12 protein-coding genes are annotated in these 19,482 nt (G+C 39.6%); 10 read left to right on the top strand and 2 right to left on the bottom strand.

Going from position 1 to position 19,482, the window contains the following annotated elements; all coding sequences use genetic code 11:
* Nucleotides 1-94 precede the first annotated feature (94 nt).
* The 10 genes from VB693_RS00850 (at nucleotide 95) to VB693_RS00805 (ending at nucleotide 13,862) form a co-directional block, all read left to right on the top strand.
* Nucleotides 95-1,918 carry a tryptophan halogenase gene (locus tag VB693_RS00850; protein ID WP_323264647.1) on the top strand — a complete coding sequence of 608 codons (1,824 nt, stop codon included), beginning with the start codon at nucleotides 95-97 and terminating at the stop codon, nucleotides 1,916-1,918.
* A 295-nt stretch (nucleotides 1,919-2,213) separates the two neighbouring features.
* Nucleotides 2,214-3,572: an aldehyde dehydrogenase gene (locus VB693_RS00845; RefSeq protein WP_323264646.1), complete on the top strand. Its 1,359-nt coding sequence runs from the start codon at nucleotides 2,214-2,216 to the stop codon at nucleotides 3,570-3,572.
* Between the two features lie 79 nt (nucleotides 3,573-3,651).
* A complete protein-coding gene (locus VB693_RS00840; RefSeq protein ID WP_323264645.1) occupies nucleotides 3,652-5,055 on the top strand; it encodes a carotenoid oxygenase family protein in 1,404 nt (467 codons plus the stop codon).
* A 12-nt stretch (nucleotides 5,056-5,067) separates the two neighbouring features.
* Nucleotides 5,068-6,294 carry an NAD(P)/FAD-dependent oxidoreductase gene (locus tag VB693_RS00835; RefSeq protein WP_323264644.1) on the top strand — a complete coding sequence of 409 codons (1,227 nt, stop codon included), beginning with the start codon at nucleotides 5,068-5,070 and terminating at the stop codon, nucleotides 6,292-6,294.
* A gap of 58 nt (nucleotides 6,295-6,352) precedes the next feature.
* Nucleotides 6,353-7,264 carry a DUF1702 family protein gene (locus tag VB693_RS00830; protein ID WP_323264643.1) on the top strand — a complete coding sequence of 304 codons (912 nt, stop codon included), beginning with the start codon at nucleotides 6,353-6,355 and terminating at the stop codon, nucleotides 7,262-7,264.
* Between the two features lie 59 nt (nucleotides 7,265-7,323).
* Nucleotides 7,324-8,292, top strand: coding sequence for a DUF1702 family protein (locus VB693_RS00825; protein WP_323264642.1), 969 nt, complete (start codon nucleotides 7,324-7,326; stop codon nucleotides 8,290-8,292).
* An 81-nt stretch (nucleotides 8,293-8,373) separates the two neighbouring features.
* Entirely contained in the window at nucleotides 8,374-9,270 is an 897-nt protein-coding gene (locus VB693_RS00820) for an alpha/beta hydrolase (RefSeq protein ID WP_323264641.1), read from the top strand.
* Between the two features lie 68 nt (nucleotides 9,271-9,338).
* Nucleotides 9,339-9,842 carry a DUF302 domain-containing protein gene (locus VB693_RS00815; RefSeq protein WP_323264640.1) on the top strand — a complete coding sequence of 168 codons (504 nt, stop codon included), beginning with the start codon at nucleotides 9,339-9,341 and terminating at the stop codon, nucleotides 9,840-9,842.
* 204 nt (nucleotides 9,843-10,046) lie between these two features.
* On the top strand, nucleotides 10,047-10,901 hold the full coding sequence (locus VB693_RS00810; protein WP_323264639.1) for a hypothetical protein: 855 nt from the start codon (nucleotides 10,047-10,049) through the stop codon (nucleotides 10,899-10,901).
* Nucleotides 10,902-11,405: 504 nt separating this feature from the next.
* The gene (locus tag VB693_RS00805; protein ID WP_323264638.1) at nucleotides 11,406-13,862 is read left to right on the top strand and encodes a dynamin-like GTPase family protein; all 2,457 of its coding nucleotides are present in this window, start codon (nucleotides 11,406-11,408) and stop codon (nucleotides 13,860-13,862) included.
* Nucleotides 13,863-14,359: 497 nt separating this feature from the next.
* On the opposite strand, the gene VB693_RS00800 is transcribed toward VB693_RS00805, so the two are convergent.
* On the bottom strand, nucleotides 14,360-18,109 hold the full coding sequence (locus VB693_RS00800; RefSeq protein WP_323264637.1) for a PAS domain S-box protein: 3,750 nt from the start codon (nucleotides 18,107-18,109) through the stop codon (nucleotides 14,360-14,362).
* A 1,038-nt stretch (nucleotides 18,110-19,147) separates the two neighbouring features.
* Nucleotides 19,148-19,399, bottom strand: coding sequence for a HetP family heterocyst commitment protein (locus VB693_RS00795; RefSeq protein ID WP_323264636.1), 252 nt, complete (start codon nucleotides 19,397-19,399; stop codon nucleotides 19,148-19,150).
* Nucleotides 19,400-19,482: the final 83 nt, after the last annotated feature.

The raw sequence follows: 19,482 nt of genomic DNA, 5'->3' as shown, positions 1-19,482 counted from the left end.
TACCCGCTTGTCTGATTGTGGGCGTAAAGATGATAGTCACCTCGAATATCTTTACGCTCAAACTCAAAATTTTAGTGCGTGAAAGGAAATATCAATGAATAACACTCAATCCCCAGTCTATGATGTTGTCATTATGGGTGCTGGTATGGCAGGGGTTTCTCAAGCTCGTCACCTCCTCCTGAATATTCCCAACATCAAGATTGCATTAGTTGATCCTCGTCCTGAAGAACGGACTGAAAAGGACTTAAAAGTTGGAGAATCAACTGTAGAAATTTCCACTTTATTCTTTGGCAAAGAGTTGGGTCTTTATGATTACTTGATTGAGAATCATCCTCCTAAGTACGGATTAAATTATCATTGGGCTAAACAAGCAGAACAAACAGCCAATATTGATGATTATTATCATGTTTGGTCAATTAAACAGCCTCCACTTGCGTCTACGCTGATGAATCGTGCTAAGTTCGAGCGGGATGTCTTAAAAATGAACAAGGGGATGGGGGCTAGTTTTTATAATGGGCGGGTAGTAGATGTAGACCTGACCCCTGGTGATGCCCTCAAAATCGTTAAAGTGAAAGTTGAACATGGCTATGTAGAACTTCAAGCTAAACACATTATTGATGCTGCTGGTCGTAAGTTCATCATCGCCCACAAAACAGATAACGTGATCTCTGGTTCTGAAAACCTCCACGGACTGAATAACGGTTCAGCATGGGTGCGGGTAAAAAATGTCGATCGCACCATTTTTCACAGTGGTTATGACCCGTTTGGAGCGACTTGTAGCCATTACTATGCTACGAATCACATGATGGGACACGGGCATTGGGTATGGATAATTCCTACAGATACTCAGACTATGGAATTGTCAATTGGCATAGCCCATCATCATAGTGTGATTCCGCCTCAAAGTATCAACACTAAAGCAAAATTCTATGCCTTTTTAGAAGAGAATCATCATATTCTCTATCGACTGCTCAAGAGTGGAGAGGACATCGACTTCCATTACTTACCTAGAGTGCCACATAAGAGTAAAACTTTGTTTTCTGAAGATAATTGGTACGTAGTTGGTGATGCAGCTGCTATCTTCGATCCTTTCTATTCTTTAGGAATGGTGATGATGACGTTTCAAATTGAAGCCATCACAGAAATCATCCGTGGGAAGTTAGCAAAAGAGCCAGATGTAGCGAAAAAGCAGGCTGTTTATAATGCCTATAATCTGGGATACATAGAGTCTTGTAACCATCTCCTCCTCGATCATGACAAACAACTCGGTCACGCTAGTGTTATGAGTTGGCGTATGTATTTAGAAAATATGTGGTGGTTTGGCATGATCTTACCTATGTATGTAGGAAAATGGCATTTAGATGTGCAGTTTTTGCGTAAGTTTGGCAAACAAAGTCGTGGAGTTGTGAGAAAACTCATGGTTCATGTATACGGCCAGTTTAACCAACTTATAGAACAAGATACTAACATTGGATTGATGTACATCCATCGCGGGGGTCAATTACCTTTTGGGTACTACATCACCAAAGAATTCGATAGTTATCTACAGGATACTAAATACGAACCTCAGAAGTGCAATGTCTATGCCTACATGAAAAATATCTACTTCTTTGTTGCTCTGTGGTATATCAAGTTTCTCTGGAAGGGTTTTGGGATTGCTGGACTACTATCACCACGAAATCTTTACCATGTATTCAATTTAATGAAAGCATCTGGTGAATCTGCATTAGACGATTTGGTGTTTAGATTTAAGACTAGAGGTTTGCCTGCGAACACTAATATTGCCAATGCCACAGAAGAATTCAAGAGTTATCAATACCAACCTCAATTGCAGCCTTGGACACAAAGAATAGATGAACCAGCTTTACAAGAGAATGATCAAAATGGAGCAAAAGCTCCAGAATTAGTAAAACTGTAGCAGTAGTACGTCAATTTTGAATTGATGGATAAACAAGTTCGTAGTAAGGACTTTAGTCCTGATTATTTTAAGCACTAAAGTCCTTACTACAAAGTATAAGTTTAGTAAGTAAGTGGGCGAGAAAATTTCCAGGTATGTAATGAAATGTAAATGTGGTACATACCTTACAAGTTTGTTATTTTACCGCTTTTACAAAACTAAACATATATTAGTTTTATCGTGTCTACCTAATTATCACAACTCTGTTATCTGTATAGATTTGGTAAAAATTTGCGTTTACTGAGGATGAAAACTTATGATTATTCAAAATAAAATCAGTAGTTTTGTCGATAAACAACGACTATTTTTTCAGACTAACCAGACAAAAAATATTGGCTTTCGCATAGATAAATTAACAGCTTTAGAGCAATCTATTGAAGAACACAAAGATGTGATTATTCAAGCTTTAAAGGCTGATCTACACAAGCCAGGATTTGAAGGATACTTTGAAATAATGGGAGTTTTAGGGGAAATTAAGCATACTCTCCAGAATTTAAAAACTTGGATGAAACCCCAAAAAATTGCTACGCCATTTCATCAGTTTTTATCTTCAGCTAGAGTTTATAGTGAACCTCTGGGTGTAGTCCTAATTATTGGCCCTTGGAATTATCCAATTAACTTAATGTTTACGCCTTTAGTAAGTGCGATCGCATCTGGGAATTGTGCGATTTTAAAACCATCAGAATTAGCCTCACATACCTCTTCTGTTATAGCTGACATCATTCAAAAAACCTTTGATTCATCTTTTATTACTGTGATTGAAGGAGGTGTAGAAACTAGTAAAGAAATTTTATCAGAAAAATTTGATCATATTTTCTTTACTGGAGGAACTGAGGTTGGGAAAATTGTGATGTCAGCCGCAGCACAAAATCTGACTCCAGTGACCCTGGAACTAGGTGGCAAAAGCCCTTGTATTGTAGACAATGATATTCATCTGGAATATACTGCCAAACGTATTGTGTGGGGAAAGTTCAGCAATGCAGGTCAGACTTGTACTGCTCCTGACTATCTTTTGGTCAATCGTCAGATAAAAAAAGAATTGTTAGATCAAATTAAAAATCAAATACAAAATTTTTATGGTGATCAACCAGCTAACAGTCATAGTTATGCACGCATCATCAATAATAGACATTTCTATCGTCTTTCAGAACTTCTAAAATCTGGAGAAATTATAGTAGGAGGAGATACTGATTTAGAAAATCTTTACATTGCTCCTACTGTGATAGATCAAGTCTCTTGGCAAGATAAAGTTATGCAAGAAGAGATATTTGGTCCGATTCTTCCTGTCTTAGAATACACACATTTATCAGAAGCAATTGATTTAGTTAATCAACAACCAAAACCACTAGCTTTATACTTTTTTTCTAAGAATAAACAAAATCAAGAATGGGTTTTGCAGTCCACTGCGTCAGGTGGTGTTTGTATCAATGACACTCTGATGCACTTGACCGTACCAGCTTTACCATTTGGTGGAGTCGGAGCAAGTGGCTTTGGTCGTTATCATGGTAAATCTGGTTTTGATACTTTTTCTTATCAAAGAGCAGTATTAAACAAATCTTTTCTACTCGATTTGAAATGGAGATATCCTCCTTATCAAAGAAAGAGTAAGGAGTAGAGAAATAATTATTTTCATGCTTGGCTGTGAAATCCCGAATACCAAGATTTACGCCGACTTATTTATCAGAGTGTAAGCGATGATTACAACAGCAGTTAGTCCTTATCTTCAGGGGAATTTCTCTCCTGTACAAGCGGAAATTACGGTCAATGACCTACCAGTGATAGGTGAACTACCAGCCAATCTGTGCGGAAGATTTGTTCGCAATGGCCCTAATCCCCAGTTTTCTCCCCCAGATCGTTATAACTGGATTGATGGGGACGGAATGCTACATAGTATTGAAATTCTCAATAGTCAAGCATCTTACCGCAATCGCTATGTGCAGACACGGGGATTTAAGATAGAGCAGAGGACTGGTCGAGGAATTTGGAAAGGTTTGACTGAACCGCCACAGCTTAATAACCCTCATAATAACCTTTTTGGGCCTTTCAAGAATACTGCTAATACAGCCTTAATGTGGCACGCAGACCGTCTCTTGGCACTTTGGGAAGGAGGTGAGCCATACGAAATTGAGTTGCCTACACTCAAGACAGTCGGCCCATATACTTATCATGGTCAATTAAGTTCTCCATTGACAGCTCACCCGAAAGTTGATGCCATAACTGGGGAGATGATGTTCTTTGGTTACTCCCCTTTGCAGCCTCCTTATCTGCAATATAGCGTTGTTTCAGCCACTGGGAAAATCATAAAAACAGTTCCTATTGACTTACCAATAGGGGTGATGATGCACGACTTTGCTATCACTGAAAACTATACAGTTTTTATGGATTTGCCTCTAACGTTTAGGACAGAAAGGCTGCAACACAGGGAATCAGCTTATATGTTTGAAGCTAATTGTCCTAGTCGCTTCGGTATTCTGCCTCGTCATGGGGACAGCAGGAGTGTACATTGGTTTGAGGTTTCTACCTGCTACGTTTTACATACTCTCAATGCTTATGAAATCGGTGATGAAGTGATTCTGATTGCTTGTCGAGCAATGGATGCTAAAGTGCTGAACATACCTAACAAGACAAAACTGAATCATCATCAAGAAGATAGACCTATTTTGTATCGCTGGCGGTTAAATCTGCGTACAGGTGCGGTTCAGGAAGAAGCAATTGATAATTTGGCATCAGAATTTCCGAGTATTAATCAGCAATATTTGGGAAGACAAAACCGCTACGGCTACACAGCAAAAATGATCCCCACAGGGATACCTGATTTCACATTTGATGGACTGCTGAAGTATGACTTTACAAGCGGTGAATCTCAATTACACGAGTTTGGATTAGGTCGCTACGGTGGAGAAGCTGTATTTGTCCCCTGTCCTAATGGGGTTAAAGAAGATGATGGTTGGTTGTTGACCTTTGTTTATGACACAGCTCAAAAAACCTCTGAATTGATAGTAGTCAATGCTCAAAGCTTTACAGATGAACCTGTAGCTCGCATTCTTCTACCACAGCGAGTTCCTTACGGTTTTCATGGAACTTGGATTTCAGATTAGTTTTAAGTCAAAATGTCTATTTCCAAGGAAGATATGCTGAAAAATGTATATGATGTTATCGTTGTTGGCGCAGGTACTGCGGGATTAACTGCGGCTAATTTACTAGCACGAAAGGGATTAGATGTACTGATAGTTGATCGAGGGCATAACCAAGTTCTCCAACTACCAGAAACTTTCTATGGAATTAGTCATGACTTGCTAGTAAGGTTAAATATTGATAAAAAGATCCAGTTAGCTGTGGAAGCTCCTAAGCAAATTAGGTTAGTCTCAGCCAATGATAGTTTTAATTACCAAATTGAAATTGAGCCGAAAAGTTTTAAGGGTCATGATGAAGGGATGGGGCTTAACCGAAGCATCTTTGAGCAAGTTTTAATTGAAAATGCGGTGACTTGTGGTGCAACTTATTTGCCAAACATCATAGTAAAAGATTTTGTGTTTACTAATGGCCAGATTACTGGTTTTAAAGGTTGCACACCTGATGGATATATTGAATATGCCGGGAAAATTGTTATTGATGCCAGAGGTAAGTTGACACCATTAGCAGATTATTTAGGTACAAAGGTACAAGAGAAAAAATCAAACGAGTATATCGCCGTTTTTTCCCATTTTGTTGGGCATAGCTTAACAAAGCTAATTCCTAATCATGGAATTTTAGTTATTACTTTAGATGCTGGCTATATCTTAGTCATGACTCTGCCAAATGAACGAGTCAGTGTCATGGTCGTTTTATTTGCAGAAAAAGCTAGAAGTAGTTCTCAGAATTGGGAAAATGTATTTCAGGAAACCATCGATTGTTGGCAGCCTTTGGCTAAGGCTATACAAGCGGCGGAAAAAGTCACGCCGACGCAACCAGTGATGAATTATGACTGGGAATTTGAAAAGTATTCTGGCAAAGGATTTTTGGTTGTTGGAGATGCCGTAGCATTTCTTGACCCATTCTCTTGCAATGGGGTAGCGATTGGGATGAATGGTGGAGAAATAGCGGCTGATTTTGTCCTTCAAGGTTTAGCTAAGGGCGATCGCCTGCGTGGATGGGAAAATTTATCTAGTTACGATCAGCAAATTCGTGAGCTGATCCGTAAGTGGGAGCGTGTTTGGGGAATTGAAAAGCTGAGTTTATGCAGTATTGGCTTACTGAAACAAACTATTGGTTTGTTAGGACATCTCTCTTTTCTCAAGCTAGGCGCAATCAATGAAAAGCCAAAACACAATAGTCCTATTTTTGCTCTCAAAGCTTAAGTCACTACTCAGCACTTAGGACTCAGACTCAGAACTTTGTTAAATCAGGAAAATCAACATGATACAGGATGCTGTGCAAGCAAGATTAAATGAGGATAAAACCCTACCGATCAATATTTGGGCAGAACGTGGAATTTCAGCAATTATTCCTAGTGTGCAGCAGCGAATGCAACAGATCCGTGGCACTTTGATTCAGGGTTTCCAAGCTGCGATCGCTAATGACCAATCAGAGGCAATTATAGCCAACTTGGATGGAATTGCAGATGAGTTGCGCGGATTTGCCTTCGAGGGAGTAGGGATGGGTCTAACTCAACGGGATCTTGTTGCACCTACCCAGCACAATCGAGTCGAATCCTTCATTGCTGCTACAGGGACAGCTTATGAACACTTCGTCTATGTAGGGGTGGGTTTAATGCTAGGTAAAACCCCCCTACCTCTAGAGCCGTGCATATCACAACTTAATCCTGATAGAGTTTGGCTTGTTATTGATGGTTATGGCTTTCAACATGGTTTATCCCATTGGCAAAAATATCTTGATCAATTAGCCATACCTGAAAATCTTTCTGGCTATGCTGTCCGTGTCTTTGACCAAGGTATGGGTCGCAGCATTTGGTTTGTAGATGGTACTGATGCTACACATATCTCAAAGACAATTGCCGCTTTCCCTCCATCAAGACAGGCAGACCTTTGGGGTGGTATTGGTTTTGTCTGCACCTATTCTGGTGGTGCGGAACGAGCTACTTTAGAAGCCTTGAAGATAGCCGCAGGAGCTTATCAGTTTGCTTTAATTCAAGGATCAGCTTTCGCTGCTAAGTCCCGTCAAAAAATTGGCAGTTATTCCCCACATACACAACTAGCTTGTGAGGTTCTATGGGGAATGGAGGCTGCTAGAGTAGCTGAAAATCCTCACAACCAAGTAACACCAGACCCAGAAGTTTGGCAGCATTACCGTTCGCATTTAGTTATGTAAATGACAAGAGAAAATACGAGAAAAATTCTTAACCCAATTACTCAAAAAGGAGAATTAAAATGCAAGACGTATCCTGGCAGCTAAAAATAAATACCGTCATGACGCTGTTAAATGATATTTGGACAGCGCGTGGGGTGCGAACAAATGATGAAAAAATGCAGCAGCGATTTTTTCAAGTTACCAATGCAATGTGGCAAACTCACCAAGCATCCCTAGCCAGTGACGACCGCGAAGTGCTTGTAAATAAGTTAAATGCCATTGAAACTGAATTGTTTGGATTTGCCTTAGAGGGAATAGGTATAGGTCTTTCACAACAAGATTTAGTTGCACCCAGTCATCAAAATCGAGTGGAATCCTTTGTTGGAGATGCTAGTGCAGCTTATCAGGCAATGGTTTATTTGGGGGTAGGTTTAATGCTCGGTAAAGGACGGTTGCCGATTGAGAAGTATTTAAAAGCAAGTGATCCGTTGAAAGTTTGGCCAGTAATTGATGGCTATGGCTTTCAACATGGGATGTTCCATTGGCAGGACTTTCTTGATGCGACAGCTAACCCTCCTGAGCAATTTTCTGGCTATACTCGCCATATTTTTGACCAAGGTTTGGGTCGTAGTATTTGGATGGTGAACTGTGCTGATGTGACTCACATATCCCAAACTATTGCAGCTTTCCCCACAACCAGACAGGCAGACCTTTGGGGTGGTGTTGGTTACGCCTGCGCCTCTATCGGTGGTGCAGAACGCTCAACCTTAGAAGCATTAGGAAGAGCCGCCGGTTCTTATCGATTTGCATTGGCTAGAGCAGCAGCTTGCGCTGCTAAATTCCGGCAATTATTGGGCAATGCCGCAGGATACACAACAATGGCTAGTCAAGTCTTGAGTGGGATGGCAAGTGCTACACCAGACGATATTATCAATCAAGCTCCAACGCAACTGCCAACTAATATTGCAGATATAGATCCTGAAATCTGGCAGTTTTACCGAGTGTATCTAGTAGTAGATGATTTGTCTGCTGTGGCTAATGCTTCTTAATCATCTATTAATGAATCGTTTGCTCATTCCTAAGAATACAGCAGAAGACTATTGATAGCTGCAAATGACCTGGAGGAAAGCATGAATGTGAATATGGAAGATCAGTTTAGCCCAGGAGGCGTTGCTGCGATCGCCGACCTAGAATCCCGTGTCGAACACGGCTATGCTAACAACAATGGCGTAAAAATCCACTACGCTAGCCTCGGTCAAGGGCCACTCCTAGTAATGATCCACGGTTTTCCAGACTACTGGTATACCTGGCACTACCAAATGGAGTTTCTCGCCCCATACTACCAAGTTGTGGCTATAGATATGCGAGGCTACAACCTCAGCGACAAACCCAAAGGGGTGGAGAATTACGACATTCGCTTACTTTTAGAAGACGTACAGACTGTTATCCATCATTTGAGGAGAGAGAAAGCGATTATTGTGGGTCATGACTGGGGTGGTATGGTCGCTTGGCAATTTGCGATGCACATACCCGCGATGATCGAAAAGCTGATTATTCTCAACTTGCCTCATCCCAGGGGTTTGGCGCGGGAACTTGCCCACAATCCACAGCAACAGCAAAATAGTCAGTACGCCAGAGACTTTCAGCAGGAAGAAACCTATCTGAGCCTCACCCCGGAAATGCTTTGTAGTTTGGTGACAAAGCCAACGATGCAAGAAGCCGTGAAAGAGAAATATATCCAGGCTTTGCAACGGTCTGATATGCAGGCAATGTTGCATTACTACCAACGAAATTATCCCAGAGAACCTTATGCAGAAGACACTTCACCAGTGATCAAAGTGCAAGCACCTGTACTGATGATTCATGGTTTACAAGACCAATATCTTTTAGCTGGTGCGCTGAACAATACGTGGGAGTGGGTGGAAAATGACTTAACACTTGTGACTATCCCCACGGCTGGCCACTTTGTCCACCATGACAACCCTGATTTGGTGGCGCGGACGATCAAAAGTTGGCTATTGCGCTAACCATTCCGGTTCTTTGGTCAAATCTAAAGTTGAGATTCAGCACAAAATAACCCAAGAAGGAGAACAGAATGGAAACCCTAACGCTGTTGTCAGAAATGCACATTATGGTGTCTTCAAACAAGTCCTTTGAGGAATTTACAACAGCAATTGAAGCGATCGCTCAAAAAGATCAGATTGATTTGGCGGGTGTTGAAGAAATGGTCTTGGCCAGTCAGTCGTGGGAGGAGTTCCAGGAGAAACTGGAGTCAAAAATCGGCACTAGAAGCTTAATGACTTTTGCGATTATTGATCATGGTAGTCTGATGTCCCTAGCCTTTAAAGATACTAAGGCCAAGCTCTATGTGATTGGCAATCCCCTCATTGCCAGACAAATGTTAGAAGAAAATTTAGGGGTTGGGCTTTATGTTCCTTTGCGAATGTTGGTCTATGAAGACCAAGAGGGACGGACTCAGATCACTTACAATCAGCCGTCATTCGTTCTGGGACAATTCCAAAACCCAAAAATCCTAGCGATCGCACAAATGCTTGATCGAAAGCTGGAAGAAATCATCAGCACAGCAGAGGCTTTCTGAGGCTAACTCAAGGTATGAGCAAATCCACTTGTAGTAGCTGATCAATTTCAAAATCACTTTTTTCTGATAGATATAGGATGCTTATTTGATTTTTGAAAAAATTGCCAATTTCAAATATTTTCAAATTGCTAAATATCAAACTAGTTCCTATATTTTACAGATTTTATTCTGATAGTAATGCCCCTACATAAGCCATAAATTGATATGTTGAAAAAACTCTCTAAGTTTCTCAAAGGACAATTTCTATTTTTGACAACTACCACCGTTATTTTAACTGTGGGACTTACAGAACAGTCTGCTCAATCGGCTGTATTGGCTCTGAGTGATGAGAATTCAATTGCTGCTTTTGATACTTCTTCTAGTGACCCTGGTAATAGTGGTCTCATCTTTTGGACAGTTGATGATATAAATCATTTATTTCAGAGCCAATTCTGGTATCGTGTTGGCTCTACTAGTGGAGAAAATCCAATTAATAACCTCAATTTAATTGGACTAAATCAAACTCAACTAACTAGTAATATGCTCACAGTAAGCTATGCTGGTGCTGGCTTTGAAATCGAACTCAACTACCGTTTAAATGGGGGTAAGCCAGGTCGTGGTCACTCTAGCTTATTAGAGAATATCGAGATTAAAAATACTAGCTCTAATCCGTTAGACTTCCATTTGTTTAAATATACTGATTTTGATTTAACTGATAACGGTCAGCAGGATACAACAAAAATCGGTTATGGGATGGCTACACAGTTTGATAACTTTACCTTAGCTACGGAAGTGATTAAACCTTCGGCAAGCTACTATCAAGTAGCTGCTTTCCCTGATATTTTAAATGCCTTAACAGACAATCTTCCTACTACTCTGACAAATTTTCCTACGACATTAACTGGCGAGAATAGTTACGCTTTCCAGTGGAGTTTTGACCTTGAACCAGAAACATTTTTTTCCATCACAAACTACACATCTATTAAACCAGTTCCCGAAGCCACAATTACCCTAGGATGGTTTATCGGTTCTGCTGGTCTAGGGTTATTCTGGAGGTTTCGCCGCGATCGCGTCTCTTGACACTCCGTTAACCTAAGCATGGGAGTCACTCCCCATGCTAGAAATAATTTTATTTACCCAATAAATGAGTTTTTTACTATTAAAATATAGCGATTCAACTGAAGATAAGTTAATTCAAACTTTTGAATATTCGGGAATTTGTTTTGCTTATCATTTTCCCATTTTTTACAATTATCTATGTCATCTTTGAACCTTCTTTAGTTTTTATTAGGAAATAAGATGCGTTTCCCCTAGTACAGCACGGCATAAATAAACAGACCATTCTCAATCGTTTAAAGCCTTAATATACAAGACTTTTGATTTTTGACTTCCGCGTAGCGGTACTAGGTGGGGGAGAGGTTTATTGAACTCACATTAAAAAATCATGATTATCTGCAATCATCGTAATACTTAAAAATTTATTTATCCTCTTTCTCAAGTGGCAATTGTATATCGTAGTAAGAATACTGAAGCAATAGTATAAATACTTTAATAAAATATACGGAAATTGTCATAGGTTATTGTATGTCATACCTGCCTTTTCAGGGTCATAATTTAAAAGATCAAGTGGATTCTATATTGCAACTTTTACAGCAAGAAAAATCTCTGCGATCGCAAGATATTACCCCTGTCCAAACTTCTTTAGGTAAAGCAATTTCTCCCAGATTTGAAATTGTGTTTGCTGGTGCATTTAGTGCAGGTAAATCGATGTTAATTAATGCACTGTTAGAACGAGAGCTACTTTACAGTGCAGAAGGACACGCCACAGGTACAGAATGTAAAATTGAATATGCAGAATTAGACCAAGAACGGGTAGTTTTAACCTTCCTCAGTGAAGCAGAAATTAGAGAACAAGCAACGTCTTTATGTCAGCAATTAGGCTTTAAAACCGCCGCTAATCTCAATCAATCTGAACTAGTTAGCTTATTGTATCAAGGATGCGAAGCGATTATTCAGCAAGAGGGTGGAGAGAGTAAGTCAGAACGCGCGAAACAAGCTAAAGCCTTAATATTATTATTACAAGGATATGAAGCTAACCGTCAACATATTCATACCATCAATAATGCAACCTATTCAATGGAGCAATTTAACTTTTCTAACCTAAAAGAAGCGGCTGGATATGCGCGGCGTGGTAGTAATAGCGCGGTTTTAAAGCAAATTGAATATTATTGCAACCATCCCCTATTGCAAGATGGTAACGTAATTATTGATACACCTGGAATTGATGCGCCAGTAGAGAAGGATGCACAGTTAACTTACACCAAAATTCAGGATTCTGAAACATCGGCGGTGGTGTGTGTGCTAAAACCTGCATCGGCTGGAGATATGACTAAGGAGGAGACGGAACTTTTAGAGAAAATGCGGCAAAATGGTGGAATACGCGATCGCGTATTTTATATCTTCAACCGCATAGATGAAACTTGGTACAATACCCAATTAAGGCAAAGACTCGATAATTTAATTAACGGACAGTTCCGTGATACCAGCCGAGTTTATAAAACCAGTGGGTTACTCGGATTTTACGGCAGTCAAATTAAACAAACAACTCAACAAGATAGATTTGGTTTAGACTCTATTTTTGCAGATAGTGTTAGAGGTGTAAATGCGGTAGAAGAAACACCACAGTTTGTTTACGCCTTTAATAACTATTGTGTCAGTTCTGGAAAACTTGCTTCTACTAGTTTTCGGATTTCTCTCAATGGTTTTGAATCACCCAACACCAACTATGTACGCATTTTAGCTGAACAGGGGATACCCTTAATTAATCAGCTAATTCAAGACAGTGGTATTGAGGAATTCCGCACAGCTATTACTCGTTATTTGACTGAAGAAAAGCGTCCACAGCTTTTTCAAAATCTAGCTGATGACTTAGAAGATATTTGTATTAAGTTGAAAAAACACTATCAATCGTTGCATCGAGATTTAGATAGTCAACCACAAGAAATCGAGACGATGAAAAAACATGAATTACAACGTCTCAACCAGCAATTACAACAAATTGGCAGAGATTTTAATCAGCAGATGACAGAAGAAGTTAACCAGGTAATTAATAATTCATGTGATGTGTTTGAAGCTGATTTCAAGCAGTTACAATCTCGGATGATCCACCGTTTAGATGAGTTATTAGATACCTTTTCGGTGGCTGATGCTTATCGCCGTGCAACTCTTAGTCATCCGCGTAATGCTACCGCACCATTATTAGCAATTTTAGTAGAGGCATTCTATTATCTAGCTAATCAATTAGAAGACATTTTAGTCGAATCATCTCAACAAGTGGTTGCTAATTTCTTCCAAAGGTTAATGGAGAAAATTCGTAAATCAGAATATTATCGCCAATTATATCGTTTACTGGGTAATGATGCGGGGATAGAACAACAAATAAAAGCTTTAGAAAAACGTGTATCTCAATCTTTAATTGATGCAGCCAGTGTAGAGTGCGATCGCTTCGTCAGAGAAAGTCATTTATTCTATGATGAAGGCACTTTTTCTATATATCAATTTCGGCAAACTTTGCTACAAACTTCCCAAGGCTATGACTGTGAAAGTATGGTAGACGCCGAACCAGCTATTAGACAATTATTAAAGTTGGATTTTGAGCCAAAGGTTTCTCAAACCATCCGCAAAACCTTCCGCCAAACTATTAACCAAAGCCTCAAAACTCAATTATTACCAATGGCTGAAACCCAAGCAGAAGAGATTCTGCAACAGTATCCCCAAGCACGGGTTTATTTAGAACAAACTCTGCAACAAGAAGCTGAGGAGAAGATTGCTAATAATCGGCAGTTACTCAATACCTTAGAACAAAAAATGGAGGCTTATAATATGGCAGTGACGAATATTAATGATTGCTTACAATCAATGCAGTTATATGACCATCTCTTACCTATAGTTAACATGAGTGAATCAAAGGTTGCAAAGATAGCTGCTAGTAATGGGGTGATTATTTCAGATGGTTTATTAGATGGAATAGCACAGGTTTAGCATTTGAGTTATTTGATAATACGGAAATTTACTCCCCTTAATGCCCTCGATGGATTGGGGGCTTTAAGTAATAAGTAATGAGTAAATACCCTTAGCAACTTCAATCAACAAATTGAAAGAAAAATAAAAAATAATCCACTCATTACTCATTACTCATTACTCATTACTCATTAAGTAGAACAACTTGAAAACACCAAACTATGTTAAGTAATGTAAAAAAACTAAGATTGAGTTCGTAGTATTCGCGTAGCGTCTCGTAGAGAGGACTTTAGTCCTTTTTTGTTCGCGGAGCGTCCCGCAGGGAACGGAGAGAACGCAGAGAGAACTAAAGTTCTTACTACAAACCTTTAATTATTTACCCTGTTCTACTTACTCATTACTCATTTAATTTGCTTCACCGATGATGACACCAAAACTGTATGAATAAAAAATGGGTAAATCTCATCAAAGTCAACACCCTAGGATTAGGGTGGGGCAAAAATATTCATGCAAACAGCCTAATGCTTCTCTTTGAGTAGATTGTGCAAACTATTTAATAATTCTTGAGCAGTGAAAGGTTTCGGTAAAACTTGATAAAAACCAGTCCCCAACACTTCTGTTACAGCTTCCGGTGAATTTTGTCCACTGCAAGCGATAATCTGCACATTGGATTTCATTTTGTGCATGGTGCGAATGGCAGTTACTCCATCCATTTCTGGCATCATCATATCCATGAAGACGGCAGTAATTTGATGCTTGTGTTTGGCATAGAGGGCGATCGCTTCAATACCATTATTAGCAGTCAGAATTTTGTAGTTGTGGTTTTCTAAAATCATTTTGATGATTTCACAAATTTGGACTTCATCATCTACCACTAATATCAACTCTCCATTGCCTTGAGGAGTGGCTGCACTCTCTGTGATTAAATCTGGGATGCCTGACACTGCGGGTAAGAACAAGTTAAATTGGCTACCTTTGCCTACCTTGCTAGTCACAGTCACAAAACCGCCGTGGCTTTTGGTGATACCGAGTACAGTCGAAAGACCTAATCCTGTACCTGTACCTGCTTCTTTTGTCGTGAAAAATGGCTCAAAAATTCTATCTAAAATTTTGGGTGGCATCCCAATGCCTGTATCGCAGATTTTAACCAGGATGTAATGCCCAACCTGAGCATTAATATTCATACTGGCATAAGCTTCATCAATAAAAATATTTTCCGCAGAGATGGTGATTTTTCCGCCCTCTGGTATGGCATCACGGGCATTGACGACCAAATTCATCAGCACTTGATGTAATTGGGTAGCATCTCCAGAGACAGCACACAGGTTTTCGGGTAATTTTGTCGCAAATTCAATTGATTTAGGGAATGTCTGTTTACCAATGAGAATAATATCGGTAATCAGATGTTTGAGTTGGACTATAGTACGTTCTCCTTTACATCCCCGCGCAAAGGATAATACTTGTTTGACTAAGCCTGCTCCCCGTTGGGCATTGTTTTCGATAATTTTTAGTAGTTGTTGCGATGGCGTTCCACTCACATGAGACGATGGCTCAGACGCTCGATTAGTTCTATTTTGTAAGAGTTGAGCAGCTGCTAAAATAGGTGTCAAAATATTGTTTAAGTCGTGGGCAATACCACTGGCGAGTGTGCCTAAGCTTTCTAAACGTTGAGTCCGAAAAAACTGCTCTTCTAGTTGTTTTTTTTGCGTGATATCGGTATCTACAATCAAAATCGATTTAGGTTTCCCGGTTGTATCCCGCATCACTGTCCAACGACTTTCGACAATAATGTCCTGGCCTGATTTGGTGATTTTTTGCAACTCTCCCTGCCACATACCAGCAGCAATCGCAGTTTTCAGAGCTGTCTTATGGAGATGAACAGAAGTTTCTGGATATAGTAAGCTCGTGGGTTCAGTTCCCAAAATTTCTGAGGCTGACCAACCATACAAACGTTCTGCACCTTGATTCCAGAATAGGATACGGTTGTTTAAATCTCTCACAAAAATGGCATCGGTGGCAATATCCAGTAAAGCGGCTTGTTCGCGGATTTTTTGTTTTGCTTGTTGCTGTTCGCTAATATCGGAAAAGGAAGCAACTACCCCATACGGTGTAGACTCATTGTTACGGAACAAGGGTTGAGAATTAATAGAAAGCCAGGTGATTTGTCCATTGGGTTTGTGAACTCCCATGATCACATTTGAACAAGGTTGTCCGGTGTGTAAACTCACCATTGCAGGATGCTCTTCATCAGGAAAGGGAGAACCATCTTCATAAATGCTTCGCCAAGAAGCATCACAAACACGTCCAATAATGCGATCGCTAGACAGTCCTAAAATCTTCTCTGCACTGGCGTTACAAGCAACTATTTTGCCATCACGCTCATGTAATACAACACCCTCCTGCATGGCTGTGACTACAGAACGATAGCGTTCTTCACTTTCTTTGATGGCTGCTTCAGCTTGTTTGCGTTCACTAATATCTCTGGTTGTACCAACCATTCTGATGGGTTGACCCATTTCGTTATAGTAGGTTTGACCTTTACTACTTAGCCAGTGGATGCTGCCATCAGGCCAAATTACTCGATAGGTGATGTCAAATTCTTGATGTTGCTCAATACAGCACTTAACTGCTTCCTTAAAAGATGTTCTGTCTTCAGGATGAACTAACTCCAGAAATGCTTCCGGGCTAGGACAGATAGTACCCTGGGGCAGTCCATACAATAGCCCCATATTGGCTGACCAGAGGGTATCATTTGTCAATAGATTCCAGTCAAATATTCCCATATGGGCAGATATGAGAGCTAAACTCAATCTTTCTTCGCTCTGGCGCAGTAATTCTTCTGTTTGTTTGCGTTCGGTAATATCTTCCGCAACGCCGCCATAAGCATATATTTGGCCTTGTTCATTACGTATGGCAAAACCCCGATCCCAAATCCAACGCACCGAGCCATCAGGTCGCAGAATGCGATATTCTTCGTTGGTGGCTTCACCGTGCTTTTGTCGCTCTATTTTGGCAAGAACGCGATCGCGATCGTCGGGATGTAATGATTCTATCCAAGAGAATGGCTGATTACGCAAACTTTGACATGAACGTCCCCAAATCTGTTCGTAAGCTGGATTAACGTAGAAGTTTTCCCCTGACTCTAAGTGGGCAATCCAAATTAAAGCATGAGTGTTTTCAGCAAAACAGCGAAATTTCTCTTCACTTTCTCGCAATGCGATCTCTATTTGCTTGCGTGCTGTGATATCTCTTCCTACAGCCTGAAACTCCACAACTTCCTTGTATTTATTTGGGATACCAATTATCTTCCATTCAATCCAACGAATACCTTTAACTGTTAATGCTGGTTGCTCTTTGATGGTTATGTCATGAGGTGGAGACTTCAACAAATTGAAGTTTTCTACAGCTTGAGGTAATTCATTACTAGGAAACAGAGTAAATACAGAATCGCCAATAAACTTATGTAATGATTTACCAAAAAGTTTGCACGCAGAGGGATTGGCAAATTTAATCCGCGCTGAATGATCAACGCGGAGGATTAAATCTGTTTGGCTTTCCACTAACTGGCGATAGATTTTTTCACTCTGTCGCAATGCTTCTTCAGTATTGTGACGCTCAATGATTTCTTGTTGCCAAAGCTCCTGGGATATACCCAACTCCGTGAGATTTTCTCGCAGCTTAAATGAGTAGTCAGTTGGATACTGTAACGTTGGAATTACCTGATTTAACTCAATTTGTGGTTTATTTACAGCCTCAACAATGCTCACCATTGGTAACTGATTACACCCATGTAGCAAACTGGTGGCAGTCACAACTCCCACTAAGCGTTCATCATCATCCACAATGGGCAAATGGCCAATCTGATGGTTTTGCAGTACCGACAAGGCTGTAAGAATATCTTGAAAATGTGATAGTTTCATCGTCGTGACTGGCTGTGTCATGACTTCAGCCATTTTAACTTGAGAAAAATCTATACTTGACGCAGCCAGCCTAAATATATCTCGTTCTGTAAAGATGCCTAAGACTTTTTCTGCCTCTACAACTAAAACACAGCTAGTCTTTTGTAAATACCAGTTGCGTGCATTGCAAACTGCGTTTAAACTGGTGAGCGTTGAGATTTGGCTTCTTTTGTGATACATCAAGCTAATAGCATCGACTATATAACTATTAGGGTCAATCGTCAGAGGGTAACGATTGATAGCATGATATAGATTAGGTAAATCAATGAGATGCTGGTCGAGTTGCATAGTTAATTCGTCAATTGTCATGATTTTAGGGGACACCAAAAAATCAATCATTCCAAATTGGCTGTTGGTAGAGTGTGTCAGGATGAATAATCTCTTGGTATTTCCAGGATTTATCTCGCTGACTCACTCTACATATATCAATATCACTCTAGGCACTCAGCCAAGTTGATGATCCAAATGAGAAAATACTGCGAGTATTGATAATGTTGTGGGATGCTTAAAGATTATTCTATTTGCAAATTAGGACTATGATGAACTCTTAGTTTAAAGGAATTATCCTATTTTATAGATTGATTAGTCTAGTTAAATTTTTTTACATAAAATTAACATTTTCAAATCTGGCGATCGCTGTAATATCTCTTGTGTATCTTTTGATTCTGTAAATTTAAATCTACTTAAACCTTTGCTATTTAAGCCTTATCCAACTTTATTGATAGGAATTTTAAGTATAAAAATAGCATCATATAAGACAATTATATTTCCCGAATACTTGTATTTCTCAGTAAAGATAACTTGCTAACACCTGATAATTTACCCTAAAATCAGTATTTAATATTCAACTTAACCTCACAAAAATTCAATGATCTCCATCAAAAATAGTTATAAGCTTTTTAAATTCAGAATTTACAAAGCTTATAACTATAGAAGGATGAATCGTTTAGTAAATATAGTTAGCTAAAACTGCCATTCATCTCACGTCTTACTCTTAGGAGTGTAAGATTAATGGCGGGGCAATGACTTTTTTTGCATTCCCCGTACCCCTTTGTAGTTCGCGGTAGCGTTGCGTAGTAAAGACGGACGCTGCGCTAATGATTTGGCGGTCTGTTCGTAGTAAGGACTTTAGTCCTGATTTTTCTAAGGACTAAAGTCTTTACTACAAAAAAAGCTTATCCCTCAATTGAAATTTGATGAACTAGTACAGCATGGCGTAAATAAGCAGACCATTTCAAAACAGCAAAAGCCTTGGTATATTAAAGTTTTGACTTTTGACTTTTGACTTCCGCCTTGCGGTACTAGTACCACTAACAGCACTTTCCATCTTGAGAGATACCCCGCCCCTTATGAATAATCTTTCAACTCAGCACTGTTAATTGATAGACCTACGGTAGGAACTTGTCTATTTTCTTTCATTAAACGGCTATAAGTTCGTTGAGGGATAAAGTGAAGTGGATTGTAACCAACGAAACGTAAAAGTAACACACAAGCCCAGGAATATCTACCATCAGTAATAGCTGCAATAACTTGATTCAGTTGCTCATGAGTAATTGCACTATGAAAACTTTTAGGTGAAGAAGGAATTTGATAGCTCATAATCATCTCTCAGGTAACTTTTTTTTAAGGATGTAGACCATTGAGAAATTTGATGATCAGTAAATTAATTGAAAATTATTTCT

The sequence above is a fragment of the Anabaena sp. UHCC 0399 genome (genome assembly GCF_034931465.1).
GTDB lineage: Bacteria > Cyanobacteriota > Cyanobacteriia > Cyanobacteriales > Nostocaceae > Trichormus > Trichormus minutissimus.
This window is presented reverse-complemented; position numbering and strand designations above follow the sequence as displayed.

Coding starts and splice junctions, on each gene's coding strand:
- VB693_RS00850 (WP_323264647.1), top strand. CDS start 95: ATGAATAACACTCAATCCCCAGTCTATGATGTTGTCATTATGGGTGCT.
- VB693_RS00845 (WP_323264646.1), top strand. CDS start 2,214: ATGATTATTCAAAATAAAATCAGTAGTTTTGTCGATAAACAACGACTA.
- VB693_RS00840 (WP_323264645.1), top strand. CDS start 3,652: ATGATTACAACAGCAGTTAGTCCTTATCTTCAGGGGAATTTCTCTCCT.
- VB693_RS00835 (WP_323264644.1), top strand. CDS start 5,068: ATGTCTATTTCCAAGGAAGATATGCTGAAAAATGTATATGATGTTATC.
- VB693_RS00830 (WP_323264643.1), top strand. CDS start 6,353: ATGATACAGGATGCTGTGCAAGCAAGATTAAATGAGGATAAAACCCTA.
- VB693_RS00825 (WP_323264642.1), top strand. CDS start 7,324: ATGCAAGACGTATCCTGGCAGCTAAAAATAAATACCGTCATGACGCTG.
- VB693_RS00820 (WP_323264641.1), top strand. CDS start 8,374: ATGAATGTGAATATGGAAGATCAGTTTAGCCCAGGAGGCGTTGCTGCG.
- VB693_RS00815 (WP_323264640.1), top strand. CDS start 9,339: ATGGAAACCCTAACGCTGTTGTCAGAAATGCACATTATGGTGTCTTCA.
- VB693_RS00810 (WP_323264639.1), top strand. CDS start 10,047: ATGTTGAAAAAACTCTCTAAGTTTCTCAAAGGACAATTTCTATTTTTG.
- VB693_RS00805 (WP_323264638.1), top strand. CDS start 11,406: ATGTCATACCTGCCTTTTCAGGGTCATAATTTAAAAGATCAAGTGGAT.
- VB693_RS00800 (WP_323264637.1), bottom strand. CDS start 18,109: ATGACAATTGACGAATTAACTATGCAACTCGACCAGCATCTCATTGAT.
- VB693_RS00795 (WP_323264636.1), bottom strand. CDS start 19,399: ATGAGCTATCAAATTCCTTCTTCACCTAAAAGTTTTCATAGTGCAATT.